This window comes from Microcoleus sp. Pol17C6 (genome assembly GCF_036701145.1).
Lineage (GTDB): Bacteria > Cyanobacteriota > Cyanobacteriia > Cyanobacteriales > Microcoleaceae > Microcoleus.
On the sequence record NZ_JAUBQH010000040.1, the window covers coordinates 1 to 12,326 of the forward strand.

The 12,326-nt window shown below is 48.0% G+C and carries 4 protein-coding genes; 1 reads left to right on the forward strand and 3 read right to left on the reverse strand.

The genetic code is table 11. The features are described from left to right. Window positions 1–1,273 (forward strand): calcium-binding protein (locus QUA25_RS19320; protein WP_333040588.1); only part of this gene is annotated, 1,273 nt, incomplete at its 5' end. A gap of 241 nt (window positions 1,274–1,514) precedes the next feature. Here QUA25_RS19320 and QUA25_RS19325 read toward each other — a convergent pair. From QUA25_RS19325 to QUA25_RS19335, 3 genes are read right to left on the reverse strand one after another with little or no spacing between them, the layout of a single operon-like run. After that, complete coding sequence (locus tag QUA25_RS19325; RefSeq protein WP_333040590.1) at window positions 1,515–5,096, reverse strand: AAA-like domain-containing protein; 3,582 nt, start codon at window positions 5,094–5,096, stop codon at window positions 1,515–1,517. Window positions 5,097–5,123: 27 nt separating this feature from the next. Next, on the reverse strand, window positions 5,124–8,708 hold the full coding sequence (locus QUA25_RS19330) for an AAA-like domain-containing protein (RefSeq protein WP_333040591.1): 3,585 nt from the start codon (window positions 8,706–8,708) through the stop codon (window positions 5,124–5,126). 27 nt (window positions 8,709–8,735) lie between these two features. After that, entirely contained in the window at window positions 8,736–12,317 is a 3,582-nt protein-coding gene (locus QUA25_RS19335; RefSeq protein ID WP_333040593.1) for a WD40 domain-containing protein, read from the reverse strand. Window positions 12,318–12,326 lie beyond the last annotated feature (9 nt).

Genomic DNA, 12,326 nt, shown 5'->3' on the forward strand with positions numbered 1-12,326 from the left:
TCAAGATGGTGATAATAACGGAAGTGCGATCGTTGATATTGGCGCTTATGAATTTAACCCTACAGTCACGCCGACTCCAACTCCCACGCCGACTCCGACTCCCACGCCGACTCCAACTCCCACTCCGACTCCCACTCCCACACCGGAACCAACTCCCACGCCCACACCGGAACCAACTCCCACGCCCACACCGGAACCGACTCCCACGCCCACACCGGAACCGACTCCCACTCCCACACCGGAACCGACTCCCACGCCCACACCGGAACCGACACCAACTCCCACGCCAACTCCAGCTTCGGATGATTGCCTACTCGATAGCCTCAACGCCCCGCAACTAGATCCTGCCACCATCACGCCCAACCCCGTCCAACAAACTATCAACGGCGGCGACACTACCGATTTCATCATGGGCGGTGTCATCAACGACTCAATTAACGGACAAGCCGGCAACGATACTCTATACGGTATGGGCGGCAATGACAACATTGACGGCGCAGCAGATAACGACTCAATCTTCGGCAATGAAGGCAGCGATTTCATCTCTGGCGACGCTGGCAACGATACCATCTACGCTGGCAAAGATAATGACACTGTTGTTGGTGGTGAGGGCGACGACTTGTTGAGGGGAGATCTCGGCAATGATACAGTTGCCGGCGGCGTTGGCAACGACAGCTTTTTCGGTGGTAAAGATGACGATATCTTGCTGGGTGAAGATGGTGACGACTACATTTTAGGCAACTTAGGAAATGACACAATTAATGCCGGAAACGGCAACGATATTGCCTTTGGCAATGAAGGTACAGACCTGATTTTTGGCGACATCGGTAACGATACGCTTTACGGCGGCAAAGAAAACGACAGTCTCGATGGCGGTGAGGGCAACGACTTACTGTTGGGCGGCAATGAAAACGATGTGCTTTGCGGCGACATCGGTAACGATACGCTTTACGGCGGCAAAGGTGATGATATTCTCAGTGGTGGCAGCGGTGCCGATTTCCTTTCCGGGGATGTTGGGGACGATACATTGACGGGAGGTTCGGGAAATGATGTGTTTTTCCTCAATCAAAGTTTGGGTAGCGACATCATTAATGATTTCCGCAGGGGAGAGGATTTAATTGGGTTGAATTCTGATTTGAGTTTTAATCAACTCAGTATTACTTCCAGCAACAATCAGACTTTGATTACTGTGACGGACACCAATCAATTGTTGGCGAAGCTTAACAATATTACCCCCGGTATTCTCACCGCTAGCGATTTCATTACTCTGTAGTTATTATACTAAATCCGGTTTGTCTCTACCCTCGATCGTTCTGCGTATCCTTCGGCGGTTGAAACCGCTACTAAACAAACGAAGTCCGCCTCCGCCGACTGAGATAAAAGGAGTATTTAAGCCGGATTTAGTATTATAGCATATTCCATAAAAAGTAGCCTAGCATGATAAATATTCTCTAATCTTCTGATGCTATAGCCACACATATTAATCTATTAATCCTAATAAAGCGAACTTGATATTATTGCGTTTTAATACGATCGCACAAATGTCTATCTTCCTCCTTCACCTCGGCATTTGTTCGCAGATAATCTCGCACGCGATCGCACGCATAAGCCAGTTCATCGAGTTTGAGAATTTGCTCAACATCCCACAAAATGACAGTGCGATCGTCTCCAACAGAAGCAATCTGTTTGCCATCGGGACTAAACGCCACCGCCCAAACATTCCCCTCATGTCGGGTTAGCGTCGTTATTTCCGTGCCGTCAATTTTCCAGAGTTTGACTGCGCCAGATGCGCCTCCCGCCACCAGCATTTGACCGTCTGAACTGAAATCAACCGCCATCATGCCTCTAGTATTTCCCTTGATGGTTTTGAGCAACGTGCCATCGATCGTCCAAAGTTTAATCGTGTCATCCATGCTCGCACTTGCCAAAGTCCGACCGTCTGGACTGACAGCCACTTCCCAAATTCCACTGCGATGACCTTTCAAAGTCTTGTTCAAGCGACCGTCCAAACTCCACAACCGAACTGTGCCATCTGCACTGACAGAAACCAGCGTGTTTCCGTCGGGGGTAAAGTCCACATCGTAAACCCTAGCCTGATGTCCTGTGAACGTTTTCAGCAAAGTGCCGTCTGACTTCCACAGTTTCACGGTTTTGTCGTCGCTGGCAGAAGCGAGGAACTGACCGTCTGGACTGACGGAGACATCCCAAACGCTCGCCCCATGTCCTGTTATGGTTTTCAGCAGCGTCCCGTCGAACTGCCAGAGTTTAATAGTTTTATCTGTACCAGCAAAAGCGAGTACAGGCGAGATATCTTCTTTGGCAAAGCTAGCAGGAGAGACGAAAGCAACCGAGTAAACGGGAGCCTTGTCTTCCGCCCAAGACTTCAGCAACGTACCGTCTTTTGCCCACACTTTGAAGCTGCCATCCGAACCGGCTGAAGCTAACATCTGACCGTCCTGGCTGAAGTCCACATCCCAAATGATGCCGCTATGTCCGTACAGGACTTTCGAGAAAGGGTTTGTCGGGTTCCACACCCGGACGGTATTGTCGTCGCTGGCGGAGACAGCGATTTGAGTGTTGGGAATAAAGATAACGCCGCGAATTCCAGATTGATGCCCTTTGAGGACTTTCAAAAGCGTCCCGTCCGGCTTCCAGAGGTTGATGGTTCCGTCTGCGCTGGCAGAAGCAATGACATCGCCTGTATCGCTGACGGCAATTTCCAACACTTCCGAACTGTGATCCCTGAGAGTAAGTAGGGGCAGTGCCCCCGTGCCTGCCCCTCCGTCGAGTTGCCAGATTTTAACCGTGTTGTCAGCGCTGGCAGAGAGAATAGCGAGACGTTTTGTGCCGTCAGTGTCTGCGAGGAAGGCGAACTTAACGTCCCAAACAGCAGCCGCGTGCCCTTCCAGAGTTCTCACCAGTTTGCCGTCCTTCGTCCATACCTTGACCGTACCGTCGGTGCTGCTAGATGCGAGCAGGTTTCCATCCGAACTGAAGGCAAGACCCCAAACCCCACCTTGATGTCCGCTTAGTGTCTCCAGCAGTTTGCCATTAAAGTCCCACAGGCGAATCGTGCTGTCTTCGCTGCCAGTGGCAATGCGATCGCCGCCCGGACTGACGGCAATGTCCCATATCGCAGCGCTGTGTCCCTGAAAGGTTTTGAGGAGCTTGCCGTGTCGATCCCACAGATAAATGTTGCCGTCCACACTGGATGTGACCAGGCGCTGGCTGTCGGGACTGAATTTGAGCCCGAAGACAGCAGCCGAGTGTTGCAGGTTGTGCAGCAGCGCACCGTCCCGCTGCCACAGCTTGACTGTTCGATCGCCGCCGCCGGTGGCGATGAGTTGGGCGTCTGGGCTGACATCAAGGCCCAGAACCACGCTGGAATGCCCCGTCAGGCGATTGACTTCTGCCGTTCCGTAGATAGCCTGTTGCAGCACTTGTCGAACTTGCGATCGCAACTGGGGGTTGGAATTAGGGAGGCCATCCAGCCTGCGTCTGGCTCTGATGGCAGTGACGAGGGCGTCTAATCGCTGTTGGGAGGCGAATTGCCCTGTGGAGGAGATGCTGAGGGCTTGAACTTCGCTGGTGGCGGCGCGGTAATATTGCCAGAGGGCGAAAATGGCGGATGCGATCGCAACTATCAGCAACCCACTCAACGCTGCAATAAACTTGCGCTGTCGCTGTGCTGTCTTTCTTTCATAAGCTACGCGCTTGCGTTCTTCTACCAGTCGTGCTTCGACTTCTTTTAATCGTTCTGCTTCCAGTGCTTGCTGCATTTCCAACTTATCTAATTCACCAGAAGCGGCTAAAAATTGATAGTCCAAATCGCTCAAACTTTTACCGGGCGCCCAGGATTGAGCGTCTTTCAGCGCTTGTCCGCGCAACAGTCGCGATTCGTCTTGTTGTTTGGCAGCGATCCAAGCATCAAATAGTTGGGAGTAAGGGCGCAGTTGCCCTAAGTGTTTTTCTACCCATTCGAGATTAAATACTTCTTGATAAATTCTGTTTTTTACCTGCAAATACCCATGTTTTTTTACCACTAAACCGGATAGCAATAGTTCGATTTGATCTCGGCTGTCATCGGTTGGGACGGGCGGGCACGGCGGCACCGCCCCTACGCCTTGTAAAACTTGCTGATAAATACCTAGCAATCGGCCAGCACGTTGTTCGTTGCGAAGGATGCGATCGCGGATTGTCTTTAAATGCTCTGGCTCATCTTGCGATTCCCATTGATTGATGATGTTTTTTCTCACCACCGATTCCACAAAAAATTCCTCGCTTCCCGGTGGTATTTTTAAATCACCCCTGTGGGCTGACCCCGCCATTTTTACTACTAATTCACATATTTTTTGCGTTAAAAATGGCTGTCCTCCAGTCCAATCTAAGATTTCTTTGAGAACTGCTTGCGAATTGGCTATGACCTTTTCTAACCCTTTCGCTAATGGTGGCGCTTCTTCTAAGCTAAATCCTGACAAATCGATCGCTTGTCCTATATTAAAAGGTGTCCGATTTTTATCGGAGATTAAATCGCTGGGTGTAGCTACGCCGAAAATCGCGAATGTAATCCGATTGTATGAGGGATTGATGGCTCTTTGGTTGTAACAATAACGAATCAAGGCGAAAAAATCATCTACCGGAAAACCTAAACTTAAAATACTATCAATCTCATCGACAAATATAATAATTCGATTCTCCGCAAATCCGGTTAATAAAATATCTTCAATAAACTGACTCAATCTTTGCAGCAGAGAAACTTCTTCTTGTTCTTGCCACCAAGTTTTTAAATTAACTTGTCCTAATAAATTAAAGCTGCGCCACAAATCGCCAACGATTCCTTTGTACCATTGTAAAGGAGTAATGTTTTCGCTACCGATGCGAGTCATGTCGAGCGTACTGCATTGAAACCCTTCTGCTTGCAATCGATGGAAGGTGCGAACGAGAAGGGAAGATTTGCCCATTTGTCGGGAGTTGAGGACGTAGCAAAACTCGCCTCGTTTTAAGGCTTCATAAAGTTCGAGATCTGCTTGTCGTTCGACGTATGTAGGCGCATCAGTTGTGAGACTGCCACCAATTTGGTAAGAGTAATCTTTCATAATTGATAGTTCATGGTTTCGGATAATTTAGCGATCGCCCACGGCATCGCACAAATGTCTATCTTCCTCCTTCACATCGGCATTAGTTTGCAGGTAATCCCGGACGCGATCGCACGCATAAGCGAGTTCATCTAGTTTGAGAATTCGCTCCACATCCCATAAAATCACAGTGCGATCGTCCCCAACAGAAGCAATCTGTTTGCCATCGGGGCTAAACGCCACCCCCCAAACGTTCCCTTCATGTCCAGTTAGCGTCGTGATTTCTGTCCCGTCGGTTTTCCAGAGTTTGAGTGCGCCAGTTGAGCCTCCCCCCACCAGCATTTGACCGTCTGGACTGAAATCAACCGCCATCATGCCTCTAGTATTTCCCTTGATGGTTTTGAGCAACGTACCATCGATCGTCCAGAGTTTAATCGTGTCATCCCTGCTGGCAGTTGCCAAAGTGCGACCGTCGGGACTGATGGCAACTTCCCAAATCGGGCTGCGATGACCTTTTAGAGTCTTGGAAAACCTACCGTCAAGATTCCACAACCGAGCAGTGCTGTCGCTACTGCCTGAAACCAGCCTCTGTCCGTCAGGGGTAAAGTCCACATCGTAAACCCTAGCTTGATGCCCTGTGAAAGTTTTCAGCAAAGTGCCGTCTTTGTTCCACAGTTTCACGGTTTTATCGTTGCTAGCAGAAGCCATTAGCCGACCATCTGGACTTGGAGAGATATCCCAAAGTCCAGCTTCATGACCTGTTATGGTTTTTAGTAGCGTCCCGTCTAACTGCCAGAATTTAATTGTTTTATCTTCACTAGCGGTAGCAAGGAAAGGTGCGATCGCCGGATTGGCAAAGTTAGTACCAGAGAGGAAAGCAACCGAGTGAACGGCAGTCTCGTTTCCGGCAAAAGACTTCAGCAACGTGCCGTCTCGCGCCCACAGTTTGAAGCTGCCATCCGAACCGGCTGAGACTAGCATTTGACCGTCCGGACTGAAATCCACATCCCAAATCGTGCCGCCATGTCCGTACAGGACTTTCGAGAAGGGGTTTGTCGGGTTCCACAGTCGGGCGGTATTGTCGTCGCTAGCAGAGACAACCATTTGACTGTTGGGAATAAAGGTCACGCCTCGAATTCCAGATTGATGACCTTTGAGGACTTTTAACAGCGTCCCGTCCGGCTTCCAGAGATTGATGGTTCCGTCGGCGCTGGCGGAAGCAATGACATCACCTGCTGTGCTGACGGCGACTTCAAACACTTCCGCACTGTGACCGCTAAGAGTAAGTAGGGGCAGTGCCCCCGTGCCTGCCCCTCCGTCGGGTTGCCAGAGTTTGACAGTGTTGTCAGCGCTGGCAGAGACAATGGTGGGACGTTTGGTGCCGCTATTGTCGGCAAGTAAAACGAACTCAACGTCCCAAACGATCGCGCTGTGACCTTCCAGGGTTCTCACCAGTTCGCCGTCTAGAGTCCAAACCTTGACTGTATTATCTGTGCTGCTAGAGGCGAGGAGGTTTCCATCCGGGCTAAAGGCAACACCCCAAACTGCACCTTGATGTCCGCTAAGGGTTTTGAGCGGTTTGCCATCGGCACTCCACAGGCGAATGGTGCTGTCTTCACTGGCGGAGGCGATGCGCTGACCGTCTGGACTCACGGCGATCGCCCAGATCGCAGCCTTGTGTCCCTGAAAGGTTTTGAGCAGTTTGCCTTCCCGACTCCACAGATAAATGTTGCCGTCCACGCTGGATGTTACCAGGCGCTGACTGTCGGGACTAAAACGAAGGGCGTAAACGCTGCTGATCGTGTGTTGGAGAGTGTGCAGCAAGGTGCCATCCCGTTGCCAGATCTTGGCTGTTTGGTCGCCGCCTCCGGTGGCGATGAGTTGACCGTCTGGGCTGGCATCAACTGCCAGAACCGGGCTGGAATGCCCCAACAGGCGATTGAATTCTGCCGTTCCATAGATGGCTTGTTGCAGGACTTGTCGAACTTGAGATGGCAACTGGGGGCTGGAATTAGCTAGGCTATCGATCCTGCGTCTGGCTTTGATGGCGCTCACGAGGGCATCTAATCGCTGTTGGGAGGCGAATTGCCCTGCAGATGAGGAGGATAGAGCTTGAATTTCGCTGATGCGGGCTTGCTGCTCGCTGGTGATGGCGTAATGATATTGCCAAAGGGCGAGAATGCCAAAGGCGATCGCAACTATTAGCGCTCCGCTGAGCGCCCCAAGAAATCTTCGCTGTCGCTTTGCCGTCTCTCGCTCTAAAACTAACCGCTTGTGTTCTTCTGTAAGTCTGGCTTCAACTTCTCTGAGCCTCGCTGCTTCGAGTGCTTGCTGCACTTCCAGCCTGTCTAATTCACCAGAAGCGGCTAAAAAGTGATAATCCAAATCGCTCAAACTTTTTCCCTGGGCCCAGTAGGAAGCGTCTTTTAACGATTGTCCGCGCAACAATCGCGATTCATCGGTTTGTTTTGAAGCGATCCAAGCGTTGAAAGCTTGGGAGTAAGGACGCAGTTGCTCTAACTGTTTTTCTACCCATTGTAGGTGAAACACTGCTTGATAAATCGGGTTGCTGACCTTTAAAAAACCTTGTTGCTTTACTACTAAGCCTGATAGCAGCAGTTCGATCTGCTCTCGACTATCATCCGCTTCAATTTCACCAGATTGTAAGAGGTTTTGATAGATACCTAAGCTACGTGCAGTGAGTTGTTCGTTGCGGAGAAGGCGATCGCGAATTGTCTTTAAATGCTCAGGCTCATCTTGCGATTCCCAGTTATTGATGATGTTTTCTCTCACCACCGATTCCACAAAAAATCCCTCGGTTCCCGGTGGTATTTTTAAATCACCACTGTGGGCTTTCCCCGCCCTTTTTACTACTAATTCACATATCTTTTGCGTTAAAAATGGCTGTCCTCCAGTCCAATCTAAGATTTCTTTGATAACTGCCTGCGGATTGGCTATGACATTTTCTAACCCTTTCGTTAATGGTTGCGCTTCTCCTAAGCTAAATCCTGACAAATCGATCGCCTGTCCGATATTAAAAGGTGTCCGATTTTTATCGGCGATTAAATCGCTGGGTGTAGCTACTCCGAAAATCGCGAAGGTAATTCGATTGTATTCTGGATTAATAGCTCGTTGATTGTAGCAGAAACGAATCAAGGCGAAAAAATCATCTACCGGAAAATCTAAACTTAAAATACTATCAATCTCATCCACAAATATAAAAATTCGCTCATCGGGAAATTTTACCAATAATATCTCTTCAATAAATTGACTCAATCTTTGCAGGAGAGAAACTTCTTCTTGTTCTTGCCACCAGGTTTTTAAATTGACTTTTCCTACAAGATGGAAACTGCGCCACAAATCCCCAACGATTCCTTTGTACCACTGTAAGGGAGTAATGTTTTCGCTACCGATGCGAGTCATGTCGATCGTACTGCACTGAAACCCTTCGGCTTGCAGTCGGTGCAGGGTGCGAACGAGAAGGGAAGATTTGCCCATTTGCCGGGAATTGAGAACGTAGCAAAACTCGCCGAGTTTTAAGGCTTGATAAAGTTCGATATCTGCTTGTCGTTCGACATAGGTAGGCGCATCAGTTGTGAGACTGCCACCAATTTGGTAAGAGTAATCTTTCATAATTGATATTTAATTGTTTCGGATAATTTAGCGATCGCCCACTCCATCGCACAAATGTCTGTCCTCCTCCTTCACATCGGCATTTTTTCGCAAATAATTTTCGACCCAATCGCATCCATACTGGAGAAAATCGAGCTGGGAAATTCGCTCTAAATTCCACACAATTGCCGTGGTATCCTGACTGGCTGAGGCGATTAACTTCCCATCAGGGCTAAATGCCACTCCGAACACTCCATCGCTATGTCTTTTTAAGGTTTCAATCTCTTGACCATCGTACCTCCAAAGTTTGACAGTGCCGTCAAAACTTGCTGAAGCGAGAGTCTTGCCATCGGGGCTAAATGCCACTCCGAATACCCCATTTTTGTGTCCCTTTAAGGCTCTAATTTCTGTACCATCCAACCGCCAAAGTCTCACCATGCTATCCATACCTGCTGAAGCGAGAGTCTTGCCGTCAGGGCTAAATGCCACTCCAGCTACCTGACGGCGATGGCTTGTTAAAGTGTGTAGAAGCTTGTAGCTGGGCTTTCCAGAAAGTAGTAAACTATCCCACTGCCAAAGTTTAACAGTGCCATCCACGCTAGCTGAGGCAATGAGCTTTCCATCAGGACTAAAGGCAACTCCGTTAATGTGATCGGTATGCCCTTTGAGAGTTGCTAATTCAGTGCCATCAATCTTCCACACTTTAACTGTTTTGTCCTCACCCACCGAGGCAAGTAATTGCCCATCTGGATGGAAATCAACGGCGAAGACTCTGCCTTGATGTCCCGTGAAAGTCTTGATTAAGGTTCCGTCGAGTCGCCACAACCGGACAGTGCTGTCATAACCACCTGTAGCAATGGTGTCGCCGTTTGGGCTGAAATCTACTCCGAAAACTTTATCAGATTGTTTTGGAAAAGTGCGAATTAAGCTACCATCAAGCCGCCAAAGTTTAACGGTATTGTCACGACTGGCGGTGGCAATTGTCTTACCATCAGGACTAAATTTTATGGTGTAAATCGATGCTTGATGTCCGTTAAGAGTCTTAAGCAAACTGTCATCAAGCTTCCAGAGTGCGATCGGGCCATCCCAACTGGATGAGGCAAAGATTTTCCCGTCAGGACTCCAAGCCAATCCAGAGACGACATCCTTGGCGACTAGCAGGGTTTTTACCAGAGTCCCGTCAAGTTTCCAAAGTTTGACTGTTCTGTCTAGACTTGCCGAGGCAAGCAAACCAGCTTGAGGGTTAAAAGCGATTTTGGTCACGGCATCGCTGTGTCCAGTTAAGGTTTTGACTAAAGTTCCATCAATGTGCCAAAGTTTGACTGTTTTATCCGCACTCGCCGAGGCAATGAGATATTCTGAAGGGCTGTTGGCGTAGCCTGCGCTGGGCGCATAGGCAACATTCATAACTCTATCCGTATGTCCGGTGAGGGTTCGGATCAGTTTACCGTCTGCATTCCAGAGTTTGATGGTTTGATCTTTAGAAGCAGATGCAATAGTTTGACTGTCCGGGCTAAAGGCAACGCTGTTAACTTCATCTGTATGTCCGGTGAGAGTTCTCAGCAGTTTACCGTCTGTACTCCAGAGTTTAATTGTTTTATCTTTAGAAGCGGAAGCAATAGTTTGACCGTCAGGAGCGATCGCGACTTGTGAAATATTATTGGTATGTCCTTTTAAGGTTTGCCATAAGGTATAATTGGGCTTGACCTTGGTTGATTTTGTACTGTTTTTACGCCAAAGTTTGACTGTTTTATCCCCAGAACCAGAAGCAATTAGATCCCCTGTGGGGTTAAATACGACTCCCCAAACTGCATTGTTGTGCCCTTGAAGCATTCCTAGTTTTGTACCGTCTTTTTCCCAAATATCGATCGTTTTATCGGCAGAAGCTGAGGCTATGAGTTCCCCATCAGGACTGAATGTTACATCATTAACCACATTGTCATGCCCCGATAAATGATTATAGTCAACTGCTCCATAAACAGCTTGATGGAGAGCTTCTTTAACTGAACGTTCGATCTCTGGGTCTACAGCACCTAACTTTTGCAGTTGTCGCTTTCCTCTGATTGCTTCTATTAATGCGTCTAATTTTTGATTTGAGGCGAATAGTGCTTCGGAAGATTTGGCGATCGCTTTGATTTCGCTGACAGCAGTTTGCCGATACTGAAAATACACCGCTACCCCCAATGCACAGGCGATCATTAATGCTATAGTTACTACAAAAAGCAAAAATCTTTGCCGCCTAGAACTTTTTTTCTCTACAGCTAACCTTTTTTGTTCTTCTGTTAGTCTGGCTTCAATTTCTTTAGCCCGTTCTGCTTCCAATCCTACCTGCATTTCTCTTCGGTCTAATTCTTCAGAAGCGCTTAAAAACTGATAATCTAAGTCACTCAAACTTTTACCCTGGGCCCAAGATTGAGCATTTTTCAAGGCCTGTCCGCGCAACAGTCGGGATTTATCGGTCTGCTTGGAAGTTATCCAAGCATCAAAGGCTTGAGAGTATGGACGCAAGGAAGCGAGATTTTTTTCTACCCATTTTTTGTTAAATACTTCTTGATAAATCTGGTTTCTTACTTGTAAAAAACCATGGTATTTTACTACCAAACCAGAAAGCAATAGTTCTACCTGTTCTCGCGAGTCATCGGTGGGTACTTCCACTCCTTGTAAGATTTTTTGATAGATGCCTAGTAGTCTTCCAGCACGTTGCTCATTTCTCAGGATGCGATCGCGGATCGTCTTTAAATGCTCTGGTTCGTCTTGAGATTCCCAATTCTGGATGATGTGCGATCGCACGACAGATTCCACAAAAAATCCTTCTGTTCCCGCTGGAATTGTCAGCACGTCACTGTGAGATTCTCGCGCCGCTATTACTATCAATTGACACAGCTTTTGGCTCAGGAATGGTTGCCCCGAAGTCCAAGCTAATATTGATTTGATAATTGCCTCGGCATTACTAACTACACTCTCTAGCCCTTGACTTAAAGGAGAGGCTTCTTCCCAGGAAAAACCGGGCAAATCTACTGCTTGTCCGATATTAAAAGGTGTCCGATTTTTATCGGCGATTAAATCGCTGGGTGTAGCCACTCCGAAAATCGCGAATGTAATCCGATTGTAGGCGGGATTAATGGCTCGTTGGTTGTAACAATAACGAATCAAGGCAAAAAAGTCATCGACGGGAAAATCTAAGCTTAAAATACTATCAATCTCATCCACAAATATAAAAATTTGATCGTTAGGGAATTTCGCTAATAATACATCTTCAATAAATTGACTCAATCTTTGCAGGAGAGAAACTTCTTCTTGTTCTTTCCACCAGGTTTTTAAGTTAAATTGCCCTAAAAGATGGAAACCACGCCATAAATCCCCAACGATTCCTTTGTACCACTGTAAAGGAGTAATGTTTTCGCTACCGATGCGAGTCATATCGATCGTGCTGCATAGAAATCCTTCGGCTTGCAGTCGGTGCAGGGTGCGAACGAGAAGGGAAGATTTTCCCATTTGCCGGGAGTTGAGGACGTAGCAAAACTCGCCTCGTTTTAAGGCTTGATAAAGTTCGATATCTGCTTGTCGTTCGACGTATGTAGGCGCATCAGTTGTGAGACTGCCACCAATGTGGTAAGAGTAATCTTTCATAATTGATAT